At 63.9% G+C, this 26989-nt stretch carries 22 protein-coding genes and 1 tRNA gene; 22 read left to right on the top strand and 1 reads right to left on the bottom strand.

What is annotated here, in order from left to right:
- Positions 1-56 precede the first annotated feature (56 nt).
- Together rimM and trmD are read left to right on the top strand one after the other, a co-directional pair.
- Positions 57-674 carry a ribosome maturation factor RimM gene (rimM, locus tag HWY37_RS30515; protein ID WP_175207426.1) on the top strand — a complete coding sequence of 206 codons (618 nt, stop codon included), beginning with the start codon at positions 57-59 and terminating at the stop codon, positions 672-674.
- Entirely contained in the window at positions 674-1498 is an 825-nt protein-coding gene (gene trmD / locus HWY37_RS30510) for a tRNA (guanosine(37)-N1)-methyltransferase TrmD (protein WP_175207425.1), read from the top strand. Before rimM ends, trmD begins: the two co-directional genes overlap by 1 nt.
- 130 nt (positions 1499-1628) lie before the next feature.
- Here trmD and HWY37_RS30505 read toward each other — a convergent pair whose 3' ends face one another.
- Entirely contained in the window at positions 1629-4523 is a 2895-nt protein-coding gene (locus HWY37_RS30505; RefSeq protein WP_175207424.1) for a valine--tRNA ligase, read from the bottom strand.
- A 340-nt stretch (positions 4524-4863) separates the two neighbouring features.
- On the opposite strand from HWY37_RS30505, the gene ndk reads away from it, so the two are divergent.
- The 20 genes from ndk (at position 4864) to HWY37_RS30405 (ending at position 26908) form a co-directional block, all read left to right on the top strand.
- Positions 4864-5289, top strand: coding sequence for a nucleoside-diphosphate kinase (gene ndk, locus HWY37_RS30500; RefSeq protein ID WP_006393972.1), 426 nt, complete (start codon positions 4864-4866; stop codon positions 5287-5289).
- Between the two features lie 44 nt (positions 5290-5333).
- The gene (gene rlmN / locus HWY37_RS30495; protein WP_176090531.1) at positions 5334-6488 is read left to right on the top strand and encodes a dual-specificity RNA methyltransferase RlmN; all 1155 of its coding nucleotides are present in this window, start codon (positions 5334-5336) and stop codon (positions 6486-6488) included.
- Entirely contained in the window at positions 6485-6979 is a 495-nt protein-coding gene (locus HWY37_RS30490; RefSeq protein ID WP_175207422.1) for a helix-turn-helix domain-containing protein, read from the top strand. The genes rlmN and HWY37_RS30490 overlap by 4 nt, the downstream gene beginning before the upstream one ends.
- Positions 6980-6992: 13 nt before the next feature.
- A complete protein-coding gene (ispG, locus tag HWY37_RS30485; protein WP_175207421.1) occupies positions 6993-8279 on the top strand; it encodes a flavodoxin-dependent (E)-4-hydroxy-3-methylbut-2-enyl-diphosphate synthase in 1287 nt (428 codons plus the stop codon).
- A gap of 54 nt (positions 8280-8333) precedes the next feature.
- Entirely contained in the window at positions 8334-9620 is a 1287-nt protein-coding gene (gene hisS / locus HWY37_RS30480; RefSeq protein ID WP_175207420.1) for a histidine--tRNA ligase, read from the top strand.
- A 3-nt stretch (positions 9621-9623) separates the two neighbouring features.
- Entirely contained in the window at positions 9624-10262 is a 639-nt protein-coding gene (locus HWY37_RS30475; protein WP_176090530.1) for a YfgM family protein, read from the top strand.
- Positions 10263-10267: 5 nt separating this feature from the next.
- Positions 10268-11425, top strand: a complete 1158-nt coding sequence (gene bamB / locus HWY37_RS30470) for an outer membrane protein assembly factor BamB (RefSeq protein WP_176090529.1) — start codon at positions 10268-10270, stop codon at positions 11423-11425.
- Positions 11426-11450: 25 nt separating this feature from the next.
- Positions 11451-12803, top strand: a complete 1353-nt coding sequence (gene der / locus HWY37_RS30465) for a ribosome biogenesis GTPase Der (RefSeq protein WP_175207417.1) — start codon at positions 11451-11453, stop codon at positions 12801-12803.
- Between the two features lie 3 nt (positions 12804-12806).
- Positions 12807-13880, top strand: coding sequence for a histidinol-phosphate transaminase (gene hisC / locus HWY37_RS30460; protein ID WP_176090528.1), 1074 nt, complete (start codon positions 12807-12809; stop codon positions 13878-13880).
- 156 nt (positions 13881-14036) lie between these two features.
- A complete protein-coding gene (gene hfq / locus HWY37_RS30455; RefSeq protein ID WP_006218585.1) occupies positions 14037-14273 on the top strand; it encodes an RNA chaperone Hfq in 237 nt (78 codons plus the stop codon).
- An 84-nt stretch (positions 14274-14357) separates the two neighbouring features.
- Positions 14358-15464, top strand: a complete 1107-nt coding sequence (gene hflX, locus HWY37_RS30450) for a GTPase HflX (RefSeq protein ID WP_175207415.1) — start codon at positions 14358-14360, stop codon at positions 15462-15464.
- Positions 15430-16731 carry an FtsH protease activity modulator HflK gene (gene hflK / locus HWY37_RS30445; RefSeq protein WP_175207414.1) on the top strand — a complete coding sequence of 434 codons (1302 nt, stop codon included), beginning with the start codon at positions 15430-15432 and terminating at the stop codon, positions 16729-16731. Before hflX ends, hflK begins: the two co-directional genes overlap by 35 nt.
- An 18-nt stretch (positions 16732-16749) precedes the next feature.
- Entirely contained in the window at positions 16750-17652 is a 903-nt protein-coding gene (hflC, locus tag HWY37_RS30440; RefSeq protein ID WP_054458645.1) for a protease modulator HflC, read from the top strand.
- A 265-nt stretch (positions 17653-17917) separates the two neighbouring features.
- On the top strand, positions 17918-19075 hold the full coding sequence (locus HWY37_RS30435) for an ATP phosphoribosyltransferase regulatory subunit (protein WP_176090527.1): 1158 nt from the start codon (positions 17918-17920) through the stop codon (positions 19073-19075).
- Between the two features lie 76 nt (positions 19076-19151).
- Positions 19152-20447, top strand: a complete 1296-nt coding sequence (locus tag HWY37_RS30430; protein ID WP_175207412.1) for an adenylosuccinate synthase — start codon at positions 19152-19154, stop codon at positions 20445-20447.
- A gap of 84 nt (positions 20448-20531) precedes the next feature.
- Positions 20532-21074, top strand: a complete 543-nt coding sequence (locus HWY37_RS30425; protein ID WP_042792860.1) for a phosphoribosyltransferase — start codon at positions 20532-20534, stop codon at positions 21072-21074.
- A 393-nt stretch (positions 21075-21467) separates the two neighbouring features.
- Positions 21468-21680 (top strand): 30S ribosomal protein S21, encoded by a 213-nt coding sequence (gene rpsU / locus HWY37_RS30420; protein WP_006218592.1) that lies wholly within the window; start codon positions 21468-21470, stop codon positions 21678-21680.
- A gap of 19 nt (positions 21681-21699) precedes the next feature.
- Positions 21700-23763: a DNA primase gene (dnaG, locus tag HWY37_RS30415; protein ID WP_175207411.1), complete on the top strand. Its 2064-nt coding sequence runs from the start codon at positions 21700-21702 to the stop codon at positions 23761-23763.
- A 792-nt stretch (positions 23764-24555) separates the two neighbouring features.
- Positions 24556-26820, top strand: coding sequence for an RNA polymerase sigma factor RpoD (gene rpoD / locus HWY37_RS30410; RefSeq protein ID WP_175207410.1), 2265 nt, complete (start codon positions 24556-24558; stop codon positions 26818-26820).
- Between the two features lie 9 nt (positions 26821-26829).
- Positions 26830-26908: transfer RNA gene (locus HWY37_RS30405), tRNA-Ile, on the top strand.
- Positions 26909-26989: the final 81 nt, after the last annotated feature.

Below are 26989 nucleotides of genomic sequence, written 5' to 3'. Positions count from 1 at the left end.
ACTGCGCTCAAGAGCTACCATTCATAGCTGCTTCATAGCTACCAAGAGCACGATACATGTCTGATGCCGCAACCTCCAACGCGGCGCCGACGGATTTGATCGAGCTGGGCCGCATCAGTGCAGCCTACGGTGTGAAAGGCTGGGTTAAGGTGCAGCCACATTCGGCCAATGCCGAAGTGCTGCTCTCAGCGTCTCAATGGTGGTTGACTCGCCCTGTGCCTGAATTGGCGCGGGGCGTTGTCGCGTCTGCGCCTGTTTCGTACAAGGTCGTGCAAGCCCGTTCGCAAGGCGCCACCGTGGTGGCCCAGCTGGCGGGCATTGCAGACCGCGATCAGGCCGAAGCCCTGCGCGGTTGTTCCGTGCAGGCGCCGCGGGGATCGTTCCCCGCGCCCGAGGAAGACGAATACTACTGGGTCGATCTCATCGGTTGCGCGTTGTACTCCAGCGCCAACGGTGAGCCTGCGCTGCTGGGCGTGGTCGACGAGGTCCTCGATAACGGCGCTCATGCCGTCTTGAGGGTCTTGCGCCAACGGGTTGGGGCTGAAGGTCCCGAGCCCGTCCTGAACGCCAAGGGCCGGCCCGCCGAAATGCTTGTTCCGTTCGTGCGCGCGCACATACACGCCGTCGATCTGGCCGCTCGCCGCATAGACAGCGACTGGCCGACGGATCTTTGATGCGAATCGACGTCGTTACGCTCTTTCCCGAAATGTTCGGGGTGGTGCGGGACCTGGGTGTCACCGGCCGGGCGCATGCCCAGGGCCGGTGGTCCCTGCATGCATGGAATCCTCGTGATTTCACGCAGGACGTGCATCGCACGGTCGACGACCGCCCCTATGGCGGCGGTCCCGGCATGGTGATGATGGCGGGGCCTCTGGAAGCCGCCGTCAATGCCGCCCAGCAAGCGCGCGCCGCGCTTGGCCTGGGCCGCGCCCCTGTCGCGCTGCTGGCTCCGGTCGGCCGGCGCTACGATCAGGCGGGCGCCGAATCCTTGGCTGCAAGCGAGGGAATCATCCTCATTTGCGGCCGCTACGAAGGCGTGGACCAGCGCTTTATCGCGCGCTGCGTCACGCAGGAAATCTCGCTGGGCGACTTTGTGTTGTCGGGCGGTGAAATCGCCGCGTTGGCCGTGATCGACGCCGCCGTCCGGCTGTTGCCCGGCGTGCTCAATGATGGCGAGTCGGCCTTGCAGGACTCGTTCAACGATGCCCTGTCCGGCCTGCTGGACAGCCCGCATTACACGCGTCCCGAAGTCTACGAAGGCGAGCCCGTGCCGGCGCCCCTGCTTAGCGGGCACCACGCGAACATCGCCCGCTGGCGGCGCGAGCGTTCGCTGGAGCTCACCACTGCGCGGCGGCCCGAGCTGATCGAGGCGGCCCGCGCCAGAGGGGCGTTGACCCAGGCCGACGAGCGCTTCCTGGCCGAACTGGCCGGCACGCCCTTGCCCGAGCCGGTCAAGCGGCGCAGGCCGTCCCGGCCCAAGCCGCCCAAGGCCTCCTGAAGCCTCGGCTCGGCATTCCTTCCGCATCCGTTTGATGTGTCCGCAGGCGGGGCCAGCGCCGTCGAGGCGGACAAAGAAAAACCCCGGAACCAAGTCCGGGGTTTTTTTGCTTTCAGCCTGGCTGGATGGCTCAGTTGCCCAGCTTGGCGCGCTGTTCACGCACCTTTTGCAGGGTTTCGCCGAACTGCGCCATGCGCGCCTTTTCCTGTTCGACCACGGCGGCCGGCGCGCGCTCGACGAAGCTGGCGTTCGACAGCTTGCCGTTGGCCTTGGCGATCTCGCCTTCCAGGCGCGCGATTTCCTTGTCCAGGCGCACGCGTTCCGCCGCCACGTCGATTTCGACGTGCAGCATCAGGCGGCTGTTGCCCACGACCTGTACCGGCGCGCCGGCATCGGGCAGGGCGTCGAGCACATCGACCTGGCTGAGCTTGGCCAGCGCGGCCAGGTAGGGCGCGTTGCGGCTGAGGGTGGGGGCGTCGCCCTGGGCGCACAGCGGCACCTTCTGAGCCGGCGACAGGTTCATTTCGCCGCGCAACGCGCGCACGGCTTCGACTTGGGCCTTCAGTTCGGCCACGTCGGCTTCGGCGGCGGTGTCGACCGCGGCCGGGTTGGCTTGCGGGTAGGGCTGGACGCTGACACTGTCCGCGACGCCTTCCTTGCGCTTGCCGGCCGCCACGGACACCTTCTGCCACAGCTCTTCCGTAATGAACGGAATGATCGGGTGCGCCAGGCGCAGCACGCCTTCGAGTACGCGGATCAGCGTGCGGCGCGTGCCTAGCTGTTGGGCCGGCGTGCCGGTCTGGATCTGGACCTTGGCCAGTTCCAGGTACCAGTCGCAGTACTCGTCCCATACGTAGCGGTAGAGCGAATTGGCGATGTTGTCGAAGCGGTAGTCGGCAAAGCCGCGAGCGACGTCGGCTTCCAGTGCCTGCAGCTGGCTGACGATCCAGCGGTCCACGAAGGACGTTTCGCCAGTTTCCGGGCCGGTCAGGTCGTGGCCTTCGGTGTTCATCAGCACGAAGCGCGTGGCGTTCCACAGCTTGTTGCAGAAGTTGCGGTAGCCCTCGCAGCGCTTCAGGTCGAAGTTGATGTTGCGGCCCAGCGTGGCGTAGGCGGCCATTGTGAAGCGCAGCGCATCCGTGCCGAAGGCGGGGATGCCGTCCGGGTACTGGCGGCGCGTGGCTTTTTCGATGGCGCCGGCCTGCTTCGGATTCATCAGGCCATAGGTGCGCTTGGTCACCAGGCCGTCCAGGTCGATGCCGTCGATCAAATCCACCGGGTCCAGGGTGTTGCCCTTGGACTTGCTCATCTTCTGGCCGTCGGCGTCGCGGATCAGGCCGTGCACGTACACGTGCTTGAACGGGATCTGGCCGGTCAGGTGCGTGGTCAGCATGACCATGCGGGCGACCCAGAAGAAGATGATGTCAAAGCCCGTGACCAGCACGCTGGACGGCAGATAGCGCTGCAGGTCCGGGGTGTTTTCCGGCCAGCCCAGCGTCGTGAAGGGCACCAGGCCCGACGAGAACCAGGTGTCCAGCACGTCCGGGTCGCGCTTCAGTTCGCCCGTCACGCCGGCCGCGCGGGCCTGGGCCGTGGCGTCGGCTTCGTCGTGCGCCACGAAAACCTGGCCGTCTTCCGAGTACCAGGCCGGGATCTGGTGGCCCCACCAGAGCTGGCGCGAAATGCACCAATCCTGGATGTTGTTCAGCCACTGGTTGTAGATGGTGGTCCAGTTGTCCGGGTAGAACTGGATACGGCCGTCGGCCACGACTTCCAGCGCGACTTCCGTGATGCTCTTGCCCGGATTCAGCGTGCCTTCGGGTGCGGGCTTGCTCATTGCCACGAACCACTGGTCGGTCAGCATCGGCTCCAGCACGACGCCGGTGCGGTCGCCCTTGGGCTGCATCATCTTGTGCGCTTCGACCTTGACCAGATAGCCCTCGGTCTCCAGCTGCGCCACCACGGCCTTGCGGGCCTCGTAGCGCTCCATGCCCTGGAACTGCTTGGGGCCGTTTTCGTTGATGTGCGCATCCAGCGTGAAGATCACGATCATGGGCAGATCGTGGCGCATCGCGCAGGCGTAGTCGTTGAAGTCGTGGGCGCCGGTGATCTTGACGCAGCCCGTGCCGAATTCAGGATCGACGAAGTCGTCGGCGATGATGGGAATGTTGCGGTCGCACAGCGGCAGTTCGACCAGCTTGCCGACCAGGTGCTTGTAGCGCGGATCTTCAGGGTGCACGCAGAGGGCGCCGTCGGCCAGCATGGTCTCGGGGCGCGTGGTGGCGATGGTCAGGCCGCGCAGCGTGACGGTCTGGCCGTCCTTGTCGGTGATGGTCTGGGGGCCGTCGACGAAGGGGTAGAGGATGTGCCACATGTGGCCGTCGGTTTCCTCGGACACCACTTCCAGGTCGGATACGGCCGTCAGCAGCTTCGGGTCCCAGTTGACCAAGCGCTTGCCGCGGTAGATCAGGCCCTGTTTATGCAGGCGCACGAAGGTTTCCACCACGCCGCGCGACATGCGGTCGTCCATGGTGAAGTACTCTCGCGGCCAGTCGGCCGAGGCGCCCAGGCGGCGCACCTGCCCGGTAATGGCGTTGCCCGACTTTTCCTTCCATTCCCAGACTTTCTCGACGAACTTCTCGCGGCCCAGGTCGTGGCGCGAAACCTTTTGCGCGTCCAGTTGTCTCTCAACCACGATCTGCGTGGCGATGCCGGCGTGGTCGGTGCCGGGGATGAACACGGTGTCGTCGCCGCGCATCCGGTGGTAGCGGACCAGGCCGTCCATGATGGTCTGGTTGAAGGCGTGGCCCATGTGCAGCGTGCCTGTCACGTTGGGCGGCGGAAACTGGATGACGTAGGGCTGGCTTTCGGTCCCCGTTTTTACGTGCTGGCCCGCCTTGAAATACCCGCGCTTGTCCCACTCGGCGTACCAGCGGGATTCCAGCTCGGAAGGTTCGAAGCTCTTGGAGAGTTCCTGGGTGTCGCTCGCGGCATTCGCGGCGTTCGGGGGAGCAGCTTGGGTCATTGCAGGGTTCCGGCAAACAGGGATGCCCGCGCCAGGGAGGCGGGCGGCAAACCGCATATTTTAAGATGTAATACGGTCTTCTCAGCGTGTTAGAATACCGGGTTACTGTAAACCTTTTAGAAGTCCCTGAATTCATTGAGGATTCCGGGCTAGTCCGACAGGTAGGCAGTGTCGAATCCCTGCCTTGGACCAGTGGTTCGGGACGGCCCGAAACATGCATTCGTTTCGGACCGCCCGTGCGCCAACAGCGCGATGACGTTTCAAGGGTGACACCGACAAGCGCAGAGCCACGCCAGGCAATTCATCAAAAACCAGTCAGAAATCAGTTTTCGGAGTTCTTATGTCCATTCAACGCACCCTCTCGATCATCAAGCCCGACGCCGTCGCCAAGAACGTCATCGGCCAGATCGTCGGCCGTTTCGAACAAGCCGGCCTGAAGGTCATCGCCGCCCGCCTGGCTCAGCTGTCGCGCGCCGACGCCGAGCGTTTCTACGCCGTGCACAAGGAACGCCCCTTCTTCAAGGACCTGGTCGATTTCATGATCTCGGGCCCGGTGTTCGTGCAAGTGCTGGAAGGTGAAGACGCCATCCTGAAGAACCGCGACCTGATGGGCGCCACGGACCCCAAGAAGGCTGCTCCCGGCACCATCCGCGCCGACTTCGCCGACAGCATCGACGCCAACGCCGTGCACGGCTCGGACGCTCCGGAAACGGCCGCTGTCGAAGTCGCCTTCTTCTTCCCCGAAATCAACATCCACAGCCGTTGATTTTCGCGGAACTATTGTTCTAGCTTTTTAGTTTTACCCAGGTCATGGAATCCGTCGAACGAATCAATCTGCTGGGGCTTGACGGCTCCGCCCTGTCCGAACTGGTCGGAAAGTGGGGCGGCAAGCCGTTTCGGGCTCGCCAGCTGCAACGCTGGATACATCAGCGTGGCGCCGATTCGTTCGACGCCATGACCGACCTGGCCCGCGATTTCCGCAGCCAGCTTGCAACGCAGTGCCGCATCGAGGCATTGCCCGTCAACATCGAGCAGCGCTCGACCGACGGCACCCGCAAGTGGCTGTTCGACGTGGGGCAGGGCAATGCCATCGAAACCGTCTTCATTCCCGAGGACGATCGCGGCACGCTGTGCATTTCCAGCCAGGCTGGATGCGTGGTGAACTGCCGCTTCTGCTCGACCGGGCATCAGGGCTTCAACCGCAACCTGAAGACCAGCGAGATCATCGGCCAGCTGTGGTGGGCCAAGCGCGTGCTGGAGGCCGACATCGGCACCGCCCGCCTGGAAAGCGCCCGCGCCACCGAAGATACCCGGGTCATCAGCAACGTGGTCATGATGGGCATGGGCGAACCCCTGCTCAACTACGACCAGGTCGTGCCCGCCTTGCGTCTGATGCTGGACGACAACGCCTACGGCCTGTCGCGCCGTCGCGTCACGGTGTCCACCTCCGGTGTGGTCCCCATGATGGACCGCCTGTCGCAGGACTGTCCCGTGGCGCTGGCCGTTTCGCTGCACGCGCCCAACGACGCGCTGCGCGACGAGCTGGTGCCGCTGAACAAGAAGTACCCGTTGAAGGAGCTGCTGGCTGCTTGCGAACGCTATCTGGCGTACGCCCCGCGCGACTTCATCACTTTTGAGTATTGCATGCTGGACGGCATCAACGACACCGACCAGCACGCCAAGGAATTGATCCAAATTGCACGCCAGCTGCGCTGCAAGCTCAATCTGATCCCGTTCAACCCCTTTCCCGAGTCTGGCCTGAAGCGCTCGAACTCGGCGCGGGTGAAGGTGTTTGCCCAGCGTCTGATGGACGCCGGCATCATCACCACCGTCCGCAAGACCCGGGGCGACGATATCGATGCGGCCTGTGGCCAACTGGCCGGAGAAGTGCGCGACCGTACCCGGATCACGGAACGGAACGCCGCACAGCGCCAGACCATACCAATTAAACAGGTGCACGCATGACGCAGGATTTCGCTTCTGCAGTTTCAGAAACGCCCGCAGGCGCTGCGGGTAGCGTCGGTTCGGCACTGCGCGCGCTGCGCCAGTCCAAGGGCTGGTCGCTCGACGAAGTGTCCAGCCGCATCAAGTTTTCCACGAAGCAGATCGAAGCCCTAGAAAACGAGCAATGGGCCAACCTGCCCACGGGCGTCTCGCTGCGCGGCCTGGTCCGCAACTACGCACGCCTGCTGGGCGCGGATTCGCAGGCCATCGTCGATTCGCTCGACCCCAAGGCGCGAGTCACCGGCCCGGTGAAACTCAGTCCGGGCGCCCTGCATTCCGCCCATTCCATTCCCCAGTCCAGCGCCGACGACGAACGTTCGTCCTCGACCTCCTGGGGCTGGCTCATCGCCATCGTGCTGGTGCTGGCTGCCGGCGTGGCGTATGCCTTCTGGCAAGGCTGGTTGCCGCAGCACTGGCTGCCGTCCGACTGGCTGCCGAAATCGACCAAGTAACCCGGTTCCACCGATGCAAGAATCCTCTCTGCCTTGCCAGGATGCCCCGCCTCCCTCCGTGGGGGCGGCTGAGCGCCGCGCCACGCGTTCGGTGGCGGTGAAGTGGGGCGATCGTGTCGTGAACATAGGCGGCGACGCCCCGGTCGTGGTCCAGTCCATGACCAACACCGACACGGCGGACGCGATCGCCACCGCGATTCAGGTCAAGGAGCTGGCGCAGGCCGGCTCCGAGCTTGTGCGGATCACGGTGAATACGCCCGAAGCCGCGCGCGAAGTCGTGGCCATCCGCGAACAGCTCGACCGCATGGGCGTGAACGTGCCGCTGGTGGGCGATTTCCACTACAACGGCCATAAGCTGCTGACGCAGTTTCCCGAGTGCGCGCAAGCGCTGTCCAAGTACCGCATCAATCCCGGCAACATGGGCGGGGGCAAGCGCCGCGACGACAACTTCGCGCAAATGATCGAAGTGGCTTGCCGCTACGACAAGCCAGTGCGCATCGGCGTGAACTGGGGCAGCCTGGATCACGAGCTGATGGCGCGCAAGATGGACGAGAACAATCTGCGCGCCCAGCCCTGGGAAGCGCAGGCCGTGATGCGCGATGCCCTGGTCGTGTCGGCCATCAGCAATGCGCAGCGCGCCGAGGAACTCGGTCTGCGGCGCGATGCCATCATCCTGTCCTGCAAGGTCAGCCACGTGCAGGACCTGATCGCGGTCTATCGCGACCTGTCCGCGCGTTGCGACTATCCGCTGCATCTGGGCCTGACCGAGGCCGGCATGGGCAGCAAGGGCATCGTGGCGTCCACCGCCGCGCTGGCGGTGCTGCTGCAGCAGGGCATCGGCGACACCATCCGCATTTCGCTCACGCCCGAACCCGGCGGCGATCGCAGCCGCGAGGCCGTGGTGGCGCAGGAAATCCTGCAAACCATGGGCCTGCGCGCCTTCACGCCCATGGTCGTCGCGTGCCCCGGCTGCGGCCGCACCAGCAGCACGTTCTTCCAGGAGCTGGCTGACAGCATCCAGACCTATCTGCGCCGCCAGATGCCTGTGTGGCGCGCCCAGTATCCCGGCGTCGAAAGCATGAACGTCGCGGTCATGGGCTGTGTGGTCAACGGGCCGGGCGAAAGCCGCCACGCCGACATCGGCATCAGCCTGCCGGGCACCGGCGAAGTGCCGGCCGCGCCGGTGTTCGTCGACGGCGAGCGCACGGTCACGCTCAAGGGCGACCATATCGCCGAAGAGTTCCAGGCCATCGTCGAAGACTACGTCGCGCGCCGCTATGGCGCGCCCGCCTCTCATTAAAGTAAGGGTGTGGCCGCTAGCGCGCTTGTCCGCGCGCGATGCGGCATGATCAAGATGACTCAAGCTTTCCAGAAAGTCGCCGCCATCCGCGGCATGAATGATCTGTTGCCGGGGGCAAGCGCCCGCTGGGAGCAATTCGAGGAAATCGTGCGCGGCTGGCTGCGCGGCTACGGCTATCGCAATGTGCGTACGCCCGTGCTTGAGCATACGCGCCTGTTCGCGCGCGGCATCGGCGAAGTGACGGACATCGTCGAAAAAGAGATGTACACGTTCACCGACGCGCTCAACGGCGAATCGCTGACCATGCGGCCTGAAATGACGGCCGGCATCGTGCGCGCGTCGATCGAGCACAACCTGCTCTACGATCGCCCGCAGCGCGTCTATTCCATCGGCCCGGTGTTCCGCCACGAGCGTCCGCAGCGCGGCCGCTACCGCCAGTTCCACCAGATCGACGTCGAGGCCCTGGGCTTCGCCGGTCCCGACGTGGATGCCGAACTCATCGTCATGCTGGCGCGCCTGTGGAAGCTGCTGGGCCTGACCGACGTGCGCCTGGAACTGAACTCGCTGGGCCAGCCGGCCGAGCGCGCCGCCCACCGCGCCGCCCTGATCGAGCACCTGGAAAAGCACCGCGACATCCTGGACGAAGACGGCCAGCGCCGCATGTACAGCAATCCGCTGCGCGTGCTGGACACCAAGAATCCCGCCATGCAGGAAATGGCCGACAGCGCGCCGCGCCTGTTCGACTTCCTGGGCGAGGAATCGCGCGCGCACTTTGACGGCGTGTGCCAACTCCTGGCCGACGCCGGCATCGAATACCGCTTGAATCCGCGCCTTGTGCGCGGGCTGGACTACTACAACCTCACCGTGTTCGAGTGGGTCACCGACCGCCTCGGTTCCCAGGGCACCGTGTGCGGCGGCGGCCGCTACGACGGGCTGATCGAACTGCTGGGCGGCAAGCCCGCGCCCGCCGTGGGCTTTGCGATCGGCATGGAGCGCCTGCTGGACCTCTGGGAACAGAGCGTGCAGGTCGAGCAGCCGGCCGAATGCGACGTCTACGTCGTGCACCAGGGCGAAGAGGCGCAGCGCCTGGCAGCCCGGGTCGGCGAAGACCTGCGCGATGCGGGCCTGTCGGTCATCGTGCATGCGGGTTCCGCCAGCTTCAAGTCGCAATTCAAGCGCGCCGACGCCAGCGGCGCCCGGGTTGCGGTTATTCTTGGCGCCGACGAAGTGGCTGCGCAGACCGCCAGCGTCAAATTCCTGCGCGCCGACGCGCAGGGCGAAGCCGCGCAACAGCAAGTCCCGTTGGCGGGATTGGCCGACGTACTGAATATCAAGGGTTAATGCATGGCATACGATCTGGAAGAACAGGAAAAACTCGACGCGATCAAGGCGTGGTGGGCCCGCTACGGCACCCTGGTGGTCACGCTGGTGGCAGTGGTTGCGTTGGCCTGGGGCGGCTGGTGGGGCTGGAAGGCCTATCAATCGCACCGCGCCAATCAGGCCATGGGGTACTTCGAAGCGCTGGAAGACGCGGCTCGCCTGGGCGGCGCCGATTCCTCGGTGCGCATCAAGACCGCCGCGGCCACGCTGCGCGAGCAATATCCTGCCACGGGCTACGCCGCGCGCGGCGCGCTGGTGGCCGCCCAGGCGCTGCAGGCCCAGAAGGACGACGCCGGCGCGCGTGAACAGCTCGAATGGCTGGCCGCCCAGGGCAAGAACCCCTCCATGCAGGCCGTGGCGCGCCTGCGCCTGGCCGGCATGATGCTGGACCAGAAGCAATACGATGCCGCCTTGGGGCAGCTGAACAATCCTCCGGCCGCTTTTGCCGCCTTGTACGCAGACCGCCGCGGCGATATTCTCGCTGCGCAAGGCAAGCGCGATGAAGCGCGCGCGGCATGGCAAAGCGCCATCGATGGCCTGGGCACCGCGAATCCCCTGACCCAGGTCGTGCAACTGAAACTGGATGCCTTGAGCGGAGCGTGACTGTAATGCGTAAATTTGCACCTGGCCGTACGTGGCGTGGCGCCGTTTGCCTGGCGGGCTTGCTCGCCCTGGGCGGATGCGGCATGTTTTCCCATGATGACGGCCGCTACGACCCCGCGCCCCTGACCGAATACAGGGCCGGCATGTCCGTGCGTCAGGTCTGGACCGCGTCGGTTGGCAGCGGTTCGGGCCTGGGCTTCGCGCCCACGGTGCTGGGCGACGCCGTCTACGCCGCCACGCCGGATGGCTCGGTCGGCAAGTTCGATCTGCACAGCGGCCGCGCCATCTGGAAAGCCAAGACCGACGGCAAGCTGTCCGCCGGTGTCGGCAGCGATGGCACCACCACTGCCGTGGCCTCGCCGAATGGCGACGTCATCGCTTTCGACGACACCGGCAAGGTGAAGTGGAAAGTTCGCGCCACCAGCGAGGTCAGCATTCCGCCGGTTGTGGGTTACGGCATCGTCGTGGTCCGCAGCGGCGACTACCGCATCCAGGCTTTCGACGCCAACAGTGGCGAACGCGTCTGGAACGTGCAGCGTCCCGGCCCCTCGCTGGCCCTGCGCAGCGTATCGCAGATGGTCCTGGCCGAAGGCCTGGTCATTACCGGCCTGCCGGGCGGCAAGCTGATGGCGATCGCGTCCAACAGTGGTAACGTGCAATGGGAAGGCACCGTGGCGACGCCGCGCGGCGCCAGCGACCTGGAACGCCTGACCGACGTGGTCGGCGCGCCGCGCATCGCGGGCAACCTGCTTTGCGGCGTGGCCTACCAAGGCCGTATCGTCTGCTTCGACGTCACGGCCGGCGGCCGTCCGTTGTGGGCCAAGGATTTCTCCAGCGTCAGCGGCCTGACGCTGGATGAGCGTTTCGCCTATTCGGCGGATCAGAACAGCGTGGTCAATGCCTTCGCGCTGGACAATGGCGGCAACGTCTGGAAGCAGGCCGCGCTGAAGAACCGCCAAGTGACCGCACCGGCTATGCTGGGCGGTGCGCTGGCAGTGGGCGACCTGGACGGCTATGTGCATTTCCTGTCGCGCAGCGACGGCAGCCTGATGGCGCGCCTGTCGGTGGGCGGCGGCCCCGTGATTTCGCCGCCGCAGACCACTTCCCAGGGAGTGCTGGTCCAGACGGGCAATGGCAACCTCGTCCTGATCGGCTCCAACTAAAACCTATAGAACAAAGCCTTACACCGTGTCTTTCAAGCCTGTCGTCGCCCTGGTCGGTCGCCCCAATGTGGGGAAGTCGACCCTATTCAACCGCCTGACGCGATCGCGCGCCGCGCTGGTGGCCGATTATTCCGGCCTGACCCGCGATCGCCATTACGGCGAGGGCAGGGTAGGCGAGATCCCCTTTATCGTCATCGATACGGGTGGTTTCGAGCCCGTGGCCAAGGACGGCATCCTGCTGGAGATGGCCCGCCAGACCCGGCAGGCCATCGCCGAGGCGGATGTCGTGGTGTTCCTGGTGGATGCCCGCGCCGGCCTCAACGCCCATGACCACGAAATCGCCCAGTTGCTGCGCAAGTCCGGCCAGCAGCGTGTGCTGCTGGCTGTGAACAAGGCGGAAGGCATGGGCGCCAGCGGCGCCATCTCCGAGTTCCATGAGCTCGGGCTGGGCCAGCCCTATCCGATTTCCGCGGCGCACGGCGACGGCATCGTCGATCTGATCGAACTGGCCCTGCAGGATCTGGCCGAACCGCCCGCCGAAGAGGAAGCGCCTGAAGAGGCCGAGCACGATCATCGCATCAAGCTGGCCATCGTCGGTCGCCCCAACGTGGGCAAGTCCACGCTGATCAACACCCTGATGGGTGAAGAGCGCGTGATTGCGTTCGACATGCCCGGCACGACCCGCGACGCCATCGAGATCGACTTCGAGCGCGACGGCCGCCGCTACACGCTGATCGACACTGCGGGCCTGCGCAAGCGCGGCAAGGTGTTCGAAGCGGTCGAGAAATTCTCCGTCATCAAGACGCTGCAGGCTATCGAGGCCAGCAACGTCGTGCTGCTGATGCTGGATGCGCAAACCGAGATTTCCGAGCAGGACGCCCACATCGCCGGCTTCGTGCTGGAAACCGGGCGCGCCGTGGTCGTGGCCATCAACAAGTGGGACGGCCTGGACGGCGAAGCCAAGGAACGCATCGAGCGCGAATTCCAGCGCAAGCTGCGCTTCCTGTCGTTCGCGCGCATGCATACCATTTCGGCTTTGCGCGGGCAGGGCGTCAAGCCTTTGCTCAAGTCCATCAATGCGGCGCACGCCGCGGCATTCGCCAAGCTGTCCACGCCCAAGCTGACGCGTGAACTGCAGGCTGCCGTCGAGCAGCAGCCGCCTCCCCGCAAGGGCATTTTCCGTCCCAAGATGCGTTATGCGCACCAGGGCGGTCAGAATCCGCCGCTCGTCGTCATCCACGGCAACGCGCTGGACGCCGTGCCGGATTCCTATCGCCGCTACCTGGAAACCCGTTTCCGCAACGCGTTCGATCTGGCCGGCACGCCGCTGCGCATCGAATTCAAGTCTTCGCACAACCCTTACGCGCAGGAAAGCTGATCCATGAGCCGCTTCTGGAGTCCCGTGGTTGGGACGCTCAGTCCGTATGTTCCGGGCGAGCAGCCCAAGCTTCAGAATCTGGTCAAGTTGAACACCAACGAGCATCCCTACGGCCCGTCGCCCAGGGTGCTCGACGCGATCCGCGCTGCCTGCGATGACACGCTGAAGCTCTATCCGGATCCTTCCTCGGACCGTCTGCGGCAAGCCATTGCCAGCACGGTAGGTGTGCAGCCGGGGCAGGTTTTCGTGGGCAACGGCTCCGACGAGGTGCTGGCGCATGTCTTCCTGGCGCTGCTCAAGCACGAGCGTCCGCTGCGCTTCCCGGACATCACCTACAGCTTCTATCCGGTCTATTGCGGCCTGTACGGCATCGAGTACGAGACGGTGCCGCTCACGGCCGATTTCCGCATCGATGTCGAAGACTACCTGCCGGCCCGCAACGGGCAGGCGGGCGCCATCATTTTCCCGAATCCGAATGCGCCCACCGGACGCGCGCTGAGCGTGGCGGAGGTTGAACGCATCGTGGCTGGTAATCCGGACGCGGTCGTCGTGGTGGATGAGGCCTACGTGGATTTTGGCGGAGAGTCCGTCATTCCTTTGGTGGACCGCTACGACAACCTGCTGGTGGTGCAGACGCTGTCCAAGTCGCGCTCGTTGGCGGGCCTGCGAGTCGGTTTTGCCGTGGGCAACGCCCAGCTCATCGACGGGCTGGAGCGTGTAAAGAACAGTTTCAACTCCTACCCCATCGATCGCCTGGCATCGGCCGGCGCGGTGGCGGCGCTGGAGGACGTGGAGTACTTTGAACAAACTCGCCAGGCCGTGATCGACACCCGGTCGCGGATGACGGCGGGCCTGCAATCCCTGGGCTTCGAGGTGCTGCCTTCGGCCGCGAATTTCGTGTTCGCGCGTCACCCCTCCAAGGATGCGGCTAGTCTGGCCGCCGCCTTGCGCGAGCGCAGCATCATCGTGCGCCATTTCCGCCATGAGCGCATCGATCAGTTCCTGCGCATTACCGTGGGCACCGACGAGCAGTGCGAGCTGCTTCTGAAGGCGCTCACTGAGGTCCTGCGGGGGTGAGCGGCAGGGGCTTTCCAGTTGGAAAACTCTGGTGTCACTTTTGCTTCCCGGCCAAGTAGCACGGGCCGGGAAAACCCTGTAGAGTACAAGTTTCGGCGTACCCCACCAGTACAGAAGTACGCCACCACTCAATAACAAACAAATGGAGCCTGGCCAATGAGCAATAAAGGGCAAACTCTGCAAGATCCGTTCCTGAACACGCTGCGCAAGGACCATGTGCCCGTGTCGATCTACCTGGTGAACGGCATCAAGCTTCAAGGGCAAATCGAATCCTTCGACCAGTACGTGGTGCTGCTGCGCAATACGGTCACGCAAATGGTCTACAAGCACGCCATTTCCACCGTCGTTCCCGCTCGCGCCGTCAATTTTCAAGTGGAAGTTCCTGCTGAGTAATCTCGCTCCAGCTTTACCTTTTATTGCCCGCCAGACGGTCCACGTCGGCGGGCATTTTCGCTTTGGCTCCAATATGGTGCATGTATGCGCGCTCTGATCATCAGCGTGGATCTGGGAGATCCCGACTTCGCGGCCCATGCCGAGGAATTCGCGATGCTGGCCAAGGGCGCTGGCGCGGAAATCGTCGGCACCCTGACCGCGCGTCGCGACCGGCCCGACGCAAAATTCTTCATCGGTTCGGGCAAGGCCGATGAGGGCGTGGCGATGGCCCAGGCCTTGCTGGCCGACATCGTCCTGTTCGACCAGCCGCTGTCCCCCGCCCAGCAGCGCAACCTGGAACGCGCCTTCAATCTGCGCGTGGTCGACCGCGTCGCGCTCATCCTCGATATTTTCGCGCTGCGCGCCAAGAGCCACGAGGGCAAACTGCAGGTGGAATTGGCCCAGTTGCAGCATCTGGCCACGCGCCTGACCCGCATGTGGAGCCACCTGGAACGTCAGCGTGGCGGTATCGGCATGCGCGGTCCGGGCGAATCCCAGCTCGAAATGGACCGCCGCATGATCGGCGCCAAGGTCAAGGTGCTGCGTGAACGGCTGGACAAGGTCGAGCGCCAGCGCGTGACCCAGCGCCGGGCGCGGGCCCGCGGCGGCGCGTTGTCGGTATCGCTGGTCGGCTATACCAACGCCGGCAAGTCCACCTTGTTCAATGCCTTGACGCGCGCCGACAGCTACGCCGCCGACCAACTGTTCGCCACCCTGGACACGACCACGCGCCGCATCTGGATCGAAGGGGCGGGTTCGGTGGTGGTGTCCGACACGGTCGGCTTTATCCGCGATCTGCCCCACGGCCTGATCGCGGCCTTCCGCGCCACCCTGGAAGAGACCGTGCATGCCGATCTGCTGCTGCATGTGGTCGATGCCGCCAGCCCGCAACGCGACGAGCAGATTTTCGAGGTCAACAAGGTGCTGGCCGAGATCGGCGCCGCGGGGATTCCCACCATTCTGGTCTACAACAAGATAGACCTGGCTGGATTGGAACCGCGGGTGGAGCGCGACGCACATGGTACGATTGCGCGAGTATTTGTAAGCGCCACCGAGCGCGCCGGTTTGGATGCGTTGCGCGGGGCAATTGCGGAAACCGGACAGATTGTGGGAAACAATGCCGCGAATTATCAAACTCTTCAATCTGAATGACCCCGGCTGGGGTCGTGGGAACAACAACGGCTCCGAGCCGCCGCCGAAGCGGCCTCAAGGCAATGGAGACGGTCCGCCAGACCTGGACGAGGTCTGGCGCGATTTCAATAATCGCATCGGATCGCTGTTCGGGCGCAAGGGCGGCGGGGGAAACAACCGCCCGGGCAACCGCGGCGGCATGACGCCGCCGTCGCCGCGCGGCGCGCGCATCGGTCTGGGCGTCATTGCCCTGGTCGCGGCTGGCATCTGGCTGGCCAGCGGTTTCTATATCGTGCAGGAAGGCCAGGTCGCGGTCGTGACACAGTTCGGCAAATATAAGTCGACGTCGCAAGCCGGTTTCCAATGGCGCCTGCCGTATCCCATCCAGAGCCACGAAATGGTCAACGTGTCGCAGCTGCGCACGTTCGAGGTCGGTTTCCGTGGCGGCGCCCGCAACAAGGTGCTGCCTGAAGCGTTGATGCTCACGACGGACGAGAACATCGTCGATATGCAGTTCGTCGTCCAGTACCGCCTGCGCGCCGACGGCGCACCCGATTACCTCTTCAAGACGCGCGATCCGGATGAATCCGTCCGCCAGGCCTCTGAAACGGCCATGCGCGAAGTGGTCGGCAAGCAGTCGATGGACTTCGTGCTTTACGAAGGGCGGACCACGGTCGCCACGCAAGTGCAAACGCTGATGCAGCAGATCCTGGACCGCTACCAGAGCGGCGTGCAGGTCAGCACCGTCGCCATCCAGAACGTGCAGCCGCCCGAGCAGGTGCAGGCTGCGTTCGACGACGCAGTCAAGGCAGGCCAGGACCGCGAACGCCAGATCAACGAGGGCCAGGCCTACGCCAACCAGGTCGTGCCGCTGGCCAGCGGCCAGGCTTCCCGCATGACGGAGCAGGCCGAAGGCTACAAGGCCAAGGTCGTTGGCGACGCCCAGGGTAATACCTCGCGCTTCACCAGCATTCTGGGTGAATACGAGAAGGCGCCGCAGGTCATGCGCCAGCGCATGTACCTGGAAAGCATGCAGGAGATCTTCACGCGCGCCAGCAAGGTCATGGTCGACACCAAGAGCAACAACAATATGTTGTACCTGCCCTTGGACAAGATCATGCATCTGGCCGCTCAGGACGCCAGCAAGTCGGGTGCCACCGGTTCGGGTTCGCCCGCGCTGGCCAACCCGCCTGCCCAGTCGCCGGCGCGCGGCAACGCCGTGCCGGTGCCCCAGTCTTCCGGCAGCAGCAATAGCAACACGCTGCCCCGCGACCGTACGTCGCGCTAACCCGGAGGAGTCCTGATCATGCAACGTCTCATGCCTATCCTGGTCGGCCTGCTCATCGTGCTGGCCGCCCTTTCTTCCTGCGTCTTCGTCGTGCGTGAGCGCGACTATGCCCTGGTGTTCTCGCTGGGTGAAGTGCGCAAGACCATCAACGAACCCGGCCTCTACTTCAAGGCGCCGCCTCCGTTCCAGAATGTCGTGACGCTCGACAAGCGCATTCTGACCATCGAAACCAACGAAGCCGAACGCATCCAGACTTCCGAAAAGAAGAACCTGCTGATCGATTCTTACGTCAAGTGGCGCATTCTGGATCCGCGCCAGTACTACGTGTCCACCGGCGGCAACGAGCGCGTGGCGCAGGAGCGCCTGCAGGCGCTGATCCGCGACGCGCTGAACGCCTCGGTCAACGTGCGCACGGTGCGCGACGTGGTCTCGACCGAACGCGACAAGATCATGGCCGAAATCCTGACCAACGTCGCCAAGCGCGCCGAGCCCCTGGGCGTGCAGATCGTCGACGTGCGTCTGCGCCGCATCGAGTTCGCGCCGGAGATTTCGGAATCGGTATATCGCCGGATGGAAGCGGAACGTACCCGCGTCGCCAACGAGCTGCGCTCCATCGGCGCCGCCGAAGGCGAGAAGATCCGCGCCGAAGCGGATCGCCAGCGCGAAGTGATCGTGGCCCAGGCGTATGCCAAGGCCCAAGGCATCATGGGTGAGGGCGATGCCGCGGCGGCTGCGATCTATTCGCAGGCCTACGGCAAGAACCCGCAGTTCTACACGTACTACAAGAGCCTGGAAGCCTACCGCGCTTCGTTCTCGAAGCCGGGCGACGTGCTGGTCGTCGATCCCAGCTCCAGCTTCTTCCAGTTCATGAAGGACCCCACCGGCGACGCTCTCGCGCCGGTCACCGTGCCGGCCAAGTGATGCGGCAGCGGTAATGCGGAACGGAAAGCCCCTTGGCATGCCAAGGGGCTTTTTGCTTGCGGGCGGGCAGGGCGGGTGTGGTCGCCTGCAATCAGGGACAGTTGCGCGGGCGGGCAATCCCGGCTGGCGCTGGCTGCTGAACCATGTACAATACCGCGTAAGCTAGAAAACATTCCGCAGCGGCTGAGCGGGCTTACGCCCCCTCAGCCGCTTTTTCGTTTGGGCGACGCCCACGCATCACTTGGCGTTAATCAGGTAAACATTCATGGGTAACTGGTTGCTGCCCGAGAGCCTTGCCGACGTACTTCCGGCAGAGGCCCGGCGCATCGAGGAATTGCGCCGCGAACTTCTCGATCTGTACCGCACTTACGGTTTCGAGCTGGTCGCGCCGCCCCTGGTCGAGTACATCGATTCATTGCTGTCCGGCACCGGCAGCGATCTGGATCTGCGCACGTGCAAGCTGGTCGACCAGTTGTCGGGCCGCACGCTGGGCGTGCGCGCGGACATGACTCCTCAGGTCACGCGCATCGACGCGCACTTGCTGAACCGCGCGGGCGTTACCCGCCTGTGCTATTGCGGAAACGTGCTGCATGCCCGTCCGGCGGACCTGCTGTCCAGCCGCGAGCTGCTGCAGATCGGCGCCGAGATCTACGGCCATGCCGGGTTCGAAGCCGATCTGGAAATCATCCAGTTGGTGCTGGAAACAGTGGCGATCGCCGGCGTGCGCAATCCTAGGCTGGATCTGTGCCACCCGGGCGTGCTGCGCGCCCTCCTGGAATCCGATCCGGCGGCTGCGGTCTTGTCGCAGGACGTTATTCTCCTGATGCGCGAGAAAGACGTGCCCGGCTTGGGTGAACTCGCGGCGCGGGCCCCTGGGCTGCGCGACGAGACCCTGAAAGCCCTGCAATTGCTGCCCAAGCTGTACGGCGGACCGGAAGTGCTGAAGGAAGCACGCCGCGAACTGCCCTTGCTGCCGGGCGTGGTGACGGCGTTGGATGCGCTGCAACTGGTGGTCGATGCCATGCCCAATGTGGCGTTCGGCGTGGACCTGGCCGACGTGGGGGGCTATGGCTACCATTCCGGCGTGAAGTTCGCGCTGTACGCCGAGGGCTGGCGCGATGCGCTGGTCAGCGGTGGCCGCTATGACGATGTGAGCCGTGCGTTCGGCCGGGCCCGTCCCGCCACCGGCTTCAGTCTTGATTTACGCAAGCTGGCGGCGGGTTTGCCGCCGGCGGAACGGGCGCGTGCGGTTCGCGCGCCCTGGGGGCAAGCCCCCGCCCTGACCGAGGCGGTGCGCCGCCTGCGCCGGTCGGGGGAAATTGTCGTTCAGGTATTGCCCGGTCACGAGCAGGATCAGGACGAATTCGTTTGCGATCGCGAGCTGGCGCTGCAGGATGGCGCCTGGACGGTCAGAACGCTGTGACTAACTCCCTCTCGGCAACGAGAGGGCCGCGGGGAGATTTCCGGATTTCCCGAGAAACTCGATATTGATTCGTAACATGAGCAAGAACGTAGTCGTAATCGGCACCCAATGGGGTGACGAGGGCAAGGGCAAGATCGTCGACTGGCTGGCGGAATCCGTCCAGGGCGTGGTCCGCTTCCAAGGCGGTCACAATGCCGGCCATACGCTGTGGATCAACGGCAAGAAGACGATTCTGCGCCTGATCCCGTCGGGCATCATGCACCCCGGCGTCACCTGCTTCATCGGCAACGGCGTCGTGCTGTCCCCCGAGGCCCTGCTCAAGGAAATCGAAGAGCTTGAGGTCGCTGGTCTGGACGTGCGCTCGCGCCTGCAGATTTCCGAAATCTGCCCGCTGATCCTGCCGTACCACGTCGCCATCGACAAGGCGCGCGAAGCGCGCAAGGGCGACGGCAAGATCGGCACGACCGGTCGCGGCATCGGCCCTGCCTACGAAGACAAGGTCGCCCGCCGCGCATTGCGCGTGCAGGACCTGTTCAATCCCGCGCTGTTCGACGAAAAGCTCGCCGAAGTGCTGGATTACCACAACTTCGTGCTGACCAAGTACCTGGGCGCAGAGGCGGTTTCCGCCAATGAAGTGCGCGACCAGGCCATGGCGCTGGCTCCGGCCATCGCTCCGATGGTCAAGGACGTGTCGAGCAATCTGTACGCCATGCAGCAGGAAGGCAAGCGCCTGCTGTTCGAAGGCGCGCAGGGCGCTCTGCTGGACGTCGATCACGGCACCTACCCGTTCGTCACCAGCAGCAACTGCGTTGCAGGCGCGGCCTCGGCCGGCGCAGGCGTCGGTCCGCAGCAGCTGGACTACGTCCTGGGCATCACCAAGGCCTACACGACCCGCGTCGGCTCGGGCCCGTTCCCGACGGAACTGGTTGACGAGATCGGTACCCGTCTGGCCACGATCGGCAAGGAATTCGGTTCCGTCACGGGCCGTCCGCGTCGCTGCGGCTGGTTCGATGGCGCGGCGCTCAAGCGCTCGGTCCGCCTGAACGGCATTACCGGCCTGTGCATCACCAAGCTGGACGTGCTGGACGGTCTGGAAACCATCCAGCTGGGCGTCGGCTACCGCGTCAACGGCGAGTTCCGCGACGTGCTGCCTTATGGCGCGCACGCTGTGGCGCAGGCGCAACCGGTGCTGGAAGAACTGCCGGGCTGGAGCGAATCGACTGTCGGCATCACCGAGTACGACAAGCTGCCCGCCGCGGCCCGTCGCTACCTGGAGCGCGTGGCCGAAGTTTGCGGCGTGCCCATCGACCTGGTGTCGACCGGCCCTGACCGCAATGAAACCATTGTCCTGCGTCATCCCCTGAAGGGCTGACATCGGGTTATTATTCGCAAGGCCGCCGCCGGTCTCATACCGGCGGCGGCCTTTTCGTATTTATTAAGCAGGAGATGCTTGCCTATGAGCACGCCGACCAATGACGACAGCCATCTGTGGGTGACGTGGGACGACTACAACCGCCTGATCGAACGCCTGACCCTGCAGGTGCATCAGTCGGGTTGGAAGTTCGACAAGATTCTTTGCCTGGCGCGCGGCGGCATGCGCGTCGGCGATGTTATGTCCCGTATTTTTGATGTCCCGCTGGGCATCCTGGCCACGAGCAGCTATCGCGAAGCGGCAGGCACCAAGCAAGGCGATATGGATATCGCCCAGTTCATCACCATCACGCGCGGCACGCTGTCGGGCCGGGTGTTGCTGGTGGACGACATGGTCGATACCGGCAAGACCTTCAGCAAGGTCTACGACCATCTGAAGAGCCAGTTCGCCGACATTACCGAGCTGCGCAGCGCCGTGCTCTGGTGGAAGGGGCATTCCCAGGCGACGCCGGACTACTACGTCGACAAGCTGCCGACCAACCCCTGGATCCATCAGCCTTTCGAAGACTACGACAGTCTGCGTCCGCATCAGCTCGAGGCCTGGATCCGCAAGGGTTCCAAGAGCTGAGCATGGCCATTCTGCGGGAGAGGGCTTTCCGGCCGCCGATGGCGCCGGACTGTCCCTCCAGTAGTCAAAATGGCCATGACCATGCTAGAATCGCTGGTTATCGCTAAACCGAACTTGGCTTGTTACTCTCTGGGTAGTCTTTGGGTAACGGAAACAGCCAGCGGAAATCCGGGATAGGGTGCTGGTTCAGCGCTGCAATGGCAGCCTGAAGCCGGGATCGCCCAGCTCCTGGGTTGCGCTTTCAAGGTTCCCAGTTCGCGGTACCTGCCTATGTTGGTATGATTTTGGTATCGACGAGGCCGTTTACGCGTACCTGGATCCGCGCAGCGTTGCTGGAAAGCAAGCCAGGTTTGTCATCAACTTTTGTTACCCTACAAGCAGGCCAATCACTTTATGCCTATCGTTCGACTGAAGGAAAACGAACCGTTTGAAGCCGCTCTGCGCCGCTTCAAGCGCACCATCGAAAAGACCGGTTTGCTCACCGAGCTGCGTTCGCGCGAGTTCTATGAGAAGCCCACGGCTGAGCGCAAGCGCAAGCACGCCGCCGCTGTGAAGCGCCACTACAAGCGCATCCGTAGCCAACAACTGCCCCCGCGCCTGTATTGATCTTTGATTCCCGAATCTATTGATTCCAGAATCATTCATCCAGGAACTACTCGCCCGAGTCGACGTCGTCGACATAGTCGGGCGGTATGTGCAGTTGCGAAAGGGTGGGGCCAACTTGCTTGGCCTGTGCCCTTTTCATAACGAAAAAAGCCCGTCGTTTACTGTCAGCCCCACCAAGCAGTTCTATCACTGCTTCGGTTGCGGAGCGCATGGCAGCGCTATCACCTTCCTGATGGAACACACGGGCGCCAGTTTCCCCGAGGCCGTGCGTACGCTCGCGGCTTCGGCGGGAATGACGGTCCCCGAAGAAAACCGCAGTCCACGCCAACAGCAGGAATCCGCGCGCCGCAAGGCCGAGGAGTCCCGCCACACGCAGGTGCTGGACGCCGCCCAGGCGCATTACCTCAAGCAGTTGCGGGCATCTCCCGCCGCAATCCGCTATTTGAAGCAGCGCGGCCTGACGGGCGAAATCGCCGCGCATTTCGGGTTGGGCTGGTCGGGCACCGACCGCCATGGCCTGTCGCAAGTCTTCCCGAACTACGAGGACCCTGTCCTGGTGGAGTCGGGGCTTGTCATCGAATCCGAGGATGGCCGCCGCTACGACCGTTTCCGCGAGCGCGTCATGTTCCCGATCCGCAATGCGCGGGGCAGCCTGATCGGATTTGGCGGCCGCATCATAGGCAAGGGCGAACCCAAGTACCTGAACTCGCCCGAAACCCCGCTGTTCTCCAAGGGGCATGAACTCTACGGGCAGTGGGAGGCGCGCCAGGCCATACGCCAGGAAGGGCAGGTCATTGTGGTCGAAGGCTACATGGACGTGGTCGGCCTGGCGCAGCAAGGCATTGCCAACGCGGTAGCGACGCTGGGTACCGCCACCACGCCGGATCACGTGAAGAAGTTGCTGCGCGCCAGCGACAAGGTGATCTTCAGTTTTGACGGTGACGGAGCGGGGCGCCGCGCCGCCTGGCGCGCGCTGCAGGCTTGCCTGCCGGTGCTGCGCGACGACATTGCGATCCGCTTCCTGTTTCTACCCGCCGAACACGATCCCGATTCCTACGTTCGTGAGCTGGGCGCGGAAGCCTTTCGCGCGTGCCTCGGAGAAGCGATGGCGCTGTCGCGCTTCCTGCTGGAGGAGCTCGCGTCACGCCACAACATGAACGAGGCCGAAGGGCGGGCCAGTTGCCTGCACGAGGCCAAGCCCTTGCTGGCCGCCATTCCCGAATGCGCGCTGCGCGTGCAGATCGAACGGGAGATGGCCAAGCTGGTGCAGCTGACGCCCGAAGAAATGGCTCAGGTGCTGGCTCAGCAGCCGGCCAAGCCGTTTGCGCCCGCGCCCAAGCCGGGTGCGCCGACGGGCGATGCGGGATCGGCGGGTGCCCCGGCGCGAGACTCGGATCCGAGTCATCCGGACATGGGTTACGACTACGCCGGGCATGATTTTCACGACATTCCCGCCGAGGAGTCCGATTACGAGGACTATGGCCATTTCCCTGCGCAGAGCGCGGAGTTTGGCGGCGGAGGCGGTCAGCAGCGCGGCGGCGGCAAGCAGGAATGGAAGGGCAAGAGCGACTGGAAAGGCAAAGGCGACTGGAAGGGTGGCAAGGGCAACTGGAAAGGCAAGCGGGACAACGATGTCGGCGGCTTTGAAGGGCGCCGCACCATGCCTTCGCTGGCGAAGCGTCTGCTGGGCCTGCTCCTGGCGCATCCCGAGCTGGTCGACTCCATGGGAGACCAGCAGCTTGAAGTCATCGACCACGGCCCCCATCTAGGTCTTGTAAGAGACTTGATCATGCTGGCGCAGTCCAGTGGCGCCCGCCATGTGGGTGCCTTGCTGGAAGCGGCGGAACCGGACTCGGACCTGGCGACTGTGCTGAAGGGTCTGCGGGCCGACATCCTGTCCCAGGAAGACCTGCCGGATCCGCAAACCGAATGGGACGATGCCCTCAGGCGCATCGAGTTCGACTCGGCCAAATTGGAAATCGCCAAGTTGGCCGCGGCGGGATTGGCCACGGAAGAGGCGCGCAAGCGCTATCTGGAGCTTTCCAGCCGCATGGCGATACTGAAGAGTGCCGGCGTGCGCTAAATGCGCTAAAATTGAAGGTTGTCCGCTGGCGGGTATTTCGGTCGCTGGCAGGTGGGCAAGAAGAGGGACGGCAAGAGGGACGGCAAAGCGGGACTGCAATGCGGGCGACGGTTGTGAGAGTCTGCTCATGTCGGCCGAACTCATGCGTCGATCCATGACTGATGGATCGACCAGGGATTCCCCTAGCCTGCGAACTGTGGTGTTTTCAGTTGATTATTGCTTAATTTGTGCTGAATGTGGCGATAATCCTGGCGCGACAGTGCGCGGGCGACAAGAATTGCATCTGGCGGGCGGAATCAATTCCGGTTGCCGGAATCTAATGGATGTATAGGGTTTGACGCGGGACCTGCCCAAGAAGCCTGTATAGCGGCAGAAATAAAAGCGGATGCGCGTGTCAAATTTGTTACATAGTTAATTAATATAGCTGAGCGGTAAATCAAGCAGTTCGGCGGCGGTTATCTCCGCGTGGCGTTAGTGGTTTGGGTGCTGTGTCTACTCAGCTGCTTGGGGCAAAGGCCCGATAAGCAAGCAAAGCCTATTTATAGGCAGGCAGCCCCCCCAACGCCCGGGAGCCCCCGCAGGATGAGGTCATGCACGCAAGGCGCCAGTACGGTATTGCACCGCAACGGAGCCGAGCGGACTCGCAAGAGTTGGCGCTGCGAACAACGCAGCCGCATGATCTTCGCTGATTTACCAGATTTACCCGTATAACCGCCGCGTTGGACCGCCGTCCAAAGCGGCTTCATGCGGTGCAACATGCCCGAACGGGTTGCGACGACCACGGAAGCGACTATGACCAAATCCACCGGCAAATCCTCCTCTGCAATTGATGCGGCCGAAACCAAGGCCACCACGACCAAGCGCGTCGTAAGCATGGCAGCGGAAAAGGCGCCCGCCAAGACGGCGGTGAAGGTCGCCAAGCCCGCAGCCAAGACGGCCGCCAAGAAGACGACCAAGGCCGCTGCGGCCGACAAGCCCGAGAAGGTGACGAAGGCTCGCGCCAAGAAGGCCGAAGACAAGCTGGCCGACCTGGTGGGCAGCGCTCGCCCGGCGCCCAGCGGCCGTCGCCCTGGCCGTCCCGCCAAGAACGCCAACAATGATTCCGACGGCTTCGACGATACGATGGACGGCGACGGCGAAGTCCTGCCCGATCTGAAGCCGCCGAAGCGCGGCGGCAAGCGCGGCAAGGCCGATCCCAAGGATCTGATCGCCCGCGGTCCCGTCACGCCCGAAGAATACGAAGCCCGCCGCAACCGCCTGAAGCAGCTGATCAAGCTCGGCAAGGATCGTGGCTACCTGACGTATGGCGAAATCAACGATCATCTGCCCGACGACCTGGTCGACGCGGAAGCGATCGACGGCATCATCAGCACGTTCAGCGACATGGGCATCGCGGTCTATGACCAGGCGCCCGATGCCGAAACGCTGCTGATGAGCGAAAACGCGCCGGTTGCGTCCAACGACGACGACGTCGAAGACGAAGCCGAAGCCGCGCTGACCACCGTGGACTCCGATTTCGGCCGCACCACCGACCCCGTGCGCATGTACATGCGCGAAATGGGTTCGGTCGAGCTGCTGACGCGCGAAGGCGAAATCGAAATCGCCAAGCGCATCGAAGACGGCCTGAAGCACATGGTCATGGCCATCTCGGCCTGCCCGACCACGATCAACGAGATCCTGGCCCATATCCTGCGCGTGCGGGACGGCCAGGCGCAGATCGACGAAGTGGTTGACGGTCTGGTCGATCCGGAAGACGGCGAGGAATACGCCGGCGCCGGTGTCTCGGCCGAGGAAGACGAAGGCGACGACGGCCCCGCCGGCGGCATGTCCAGCAAGCAGCTGGAAGACCTGCGCGTGAAGGCCCTGGCCAAGTTCGACGAAGTCGGCAAGCAATTCGAAAAGATGCGCCAATCGTACGAGAAGGACGGCTACAAGTCGGACGTCTACGTGCGCGCCCAGGAATCCATCCAGAACGAACTGATGGGCATCCGCTTCACGGCCAAGATGGTCGAGAAGCTGGCGGACACGCTACGCCAGCAGGTCGAGGAAGTGCGCCAGCTCGAACGCGCCGTCCTGCATACGTGTGTGGACCGTGCCGGCATGCCGCGCACGCACTTCATCAAGGTGTTCCCGGGTAACGAAACCAACATGCAGTGGGTCGTCGACGAAGTGGCTGCCGGCCATCCGTACGCCGAAACGCTGGAGCGCCAGATCCCCGCCGTGCAGGAACTGCAGCAGAAGCTCATCGACCTGCAAACGCGCGTCGTGCTGCCGCTGAAGGACCTGAAGGACGTCAACAAGCGCATGGCCACCGGCGAAGCCAAGGCCCGCAAGGCCAAGCGCGAAATGACCGAGGCCAACCTGCGCCTGGTGATCTCGATCGCCAAGAAGTACACGAACCGCGGCCTGCAGTTCCTGGACCTGATCCAGGAAGGCAACATCGGCCTGATGAAGGCCGTGGACAAGTTCGAGTACCGTCGCGGCTACAAGTTCTCGACGTACGCGACGTGGTGGATCCGTCAGGCCATTACGCGTTCCATCGCCGACCAGGCGCGCACCATCCGTATTCCGGTCCACATGATCGAAACGATCAACAAGATGAACCGGATCAGCCGCCAGATCCTGCAGGAAACCGGCGCCGAGCCGGATCCCGCGACCCTGGCGCAGAAGATGGACATGCCCGAGGACAAGATCCGCAAGATCCTGAAGATCGCCAAGGAACCGATCTCCATGGAAACGCCGATCGGCGACGACGACGATTCGCATCTGGGCGATTTCATCGAGGATACGTCCACGCTGGCGCCTTCCGATGCCGCTTTGCACGGTTCCATGCGCGATGTGGTCAAGGAAGTGCTAGACTCTCTCACCCCGCGTGAAGCCAAGGTTCTGCGCATGCGTTTCGGGATCGAAATGAGCACCGACCAGACCCTGGAAGAAGTGGGCAAGCAGTTCGACGTCACGCGTGAGCGCATTCGGCAAATAGAAGCCAAGGCGCTGCGCAAGCTGCGTCACCCCAGCCGGGCCGACAAGCTCAAGAGCTTCCTGGAAGGGCAGTAATAGTTTTTCGGGCCTCTAGCTCATGCCTGGTTAGAGCAGCGGACTCATAATCCGTTGGTGCCGAGTTCGACTCTCGGGGGGCCTACCAAGAAATGACGCGGGTTGCGTGTAGTACACGCAACCCGCGTTTTCTTTTGTGGAGTGTTTGCGAGATACTCCAACGATGGAG

It is taken from the genome of Achromobacter anxifer, from assembly GCF_903652925.1.
In the GTDB taxonomy this organism is placed as follows: domain Bacteria; phylum Pseudomonadota; class Gammaproteobacteria; order Burkholderiales; family Burkholderiaceae_B; genus Achromobacter; species Achromobacter anxifer.
This window is presented reverse-complemented; position numbering and strand designations above follow the sequence as displayed.

Excerpts from the sequence above, each read along its gene's own strand:
- rimM (WP_175207426.1), top strand. The coding sequence starts at position 57 with ATGTCTGATGCCGCAACCTCCAACGCGGCGCCGACGGATTTGATCGAG.
- trmD (WP_175207425.1), top strand. The coding sequence starts at position 674 with ATGCGAATCGACGTCGTTACGCTCTTTCCCGAAATGTTCGGGGTGGTG.
- HWY37_RS30505 (WP_175207424.1), bottom strand. The coding sequence starts at position 4,523 with ATGACCCAAGCTGCTCCCCCGAACGCCGCGAATGCCGCGAGCGACACC.
- ndk (WP_006393972.1), top strand. The coding sequence starts at position 4,864 with ATGTCCATTCAACGCACCCTCTCGATCATCAAGCCCGACGCCGTCGCC.
- rlmN (WP_176090531.1), top strand. The coding sequence starts at position 5,334 with ATGGAATCCGTCGAACGAATCAATCTGCTGGGGCTTGACGGCTCCGCC.
- HWY37_RS30490 (WP_175207422.1), top strand. The coding sequence starts at position 6,485 with ATGACGCAGGATTTCGCTTCTGCAGTTTCAGAAACGCCCGCAGGCGCT.
- ispG (WP_175207421.1), top strand. The coding sequence starts at position 6,993 with ATGCAAGAATCCTCTCTGCCTTGCCAGGATGCCCCGCCTCCCTCCGTG.
- hisS (WP_175207420.1), top strand. The coding sequence starts at position 8,334 with ATGACTCAAGCTTTCCAGAAAGTCGCCGCCATCCGCGGCATGAATGAT.
- HWY37_RS30475 (WP_176090530.1), top strand. The coding sequence starts at position 9,624 with ATGGCATACGATCTGGAAGAACAGGAAAAACTCGACGCGATCAAGGCG.
- bamB (WP_176090529.1), top strand. The coding sequence starts at position 10,268 with ATGCGTAAATTTGCACCTGGCCGTACGTGGCGTGGCGCCGTTTGCCTG.
- hisC (WP_176090528.1), top strand. The coding sequence starts at position 12,807 with ATGAGCCGCTTCTGGAGTCCCGTGGTTGGGACGCTCAGTCCGTATGTT.
- hfq (WP_006218585.1), top strand. The coding sequence starts at position 14,037 with ATGAGCAATAAAGGGCAAACTCTGCAAGATCCGTTCCTGAACACGCTG.
- hflX (WP_175207415.1), top strand. The coding sequence starts at position 14,358 with ATGCGCGCTCTGATCATCAGCGTGGATCTGGGAGATCCCGACTTCGCG.
- hflK (WP_175207414.1), top strand. The coding sequence starts at position 15,430 with ATGCCGCGAATTATCAAACTCTTCAATCTGAATGACCCCGGCTGGGGT.
- hflC (WP_054458645.1), top strand. The coding sequence starts at position 16,750 with ATGCAACGTCTCATGCCTATCCTGGTCGGCCTGCTCATCGTGCTGGCC.
- HWY37_RS30435 (WP_176090527.1), top strand. The coding sequence starts at position 17,918 with ATGGGTAACTGGTTGCTGCCCGAGAGCCTTGCCGACGTACTTCCGGCA.
- HWY37_RS30430 (WP_175207412.1), top strand. The coding sequence starts at position 19,152 with ATGAGCAAGAACGTAGTCGTAATCGGCACCCAATGGGGTGACGAGGGC.
- HWY37_RS30425 (WP_042792860.1), top strand. The coding sequence starts at position 20,532 with ATGAGCACGCCGACCAATGACGACAGCCATCTGTGGGTGACGTGGGAC.
- rpsU (WP_006218592.1), top strand. The coding sequence starts at position 21,468 with ATGCCTATCGTTCGACTGAAGGAAAACGAACCGTTTGAAGCCGCTCTG.
- rpoD (WP_175207410.1), top strand. The coding sequence starts at position 24,556 with ATGACCAAATCCACCGGCAAATCCTCCTCTGCAATTGATGCGGCCGAA.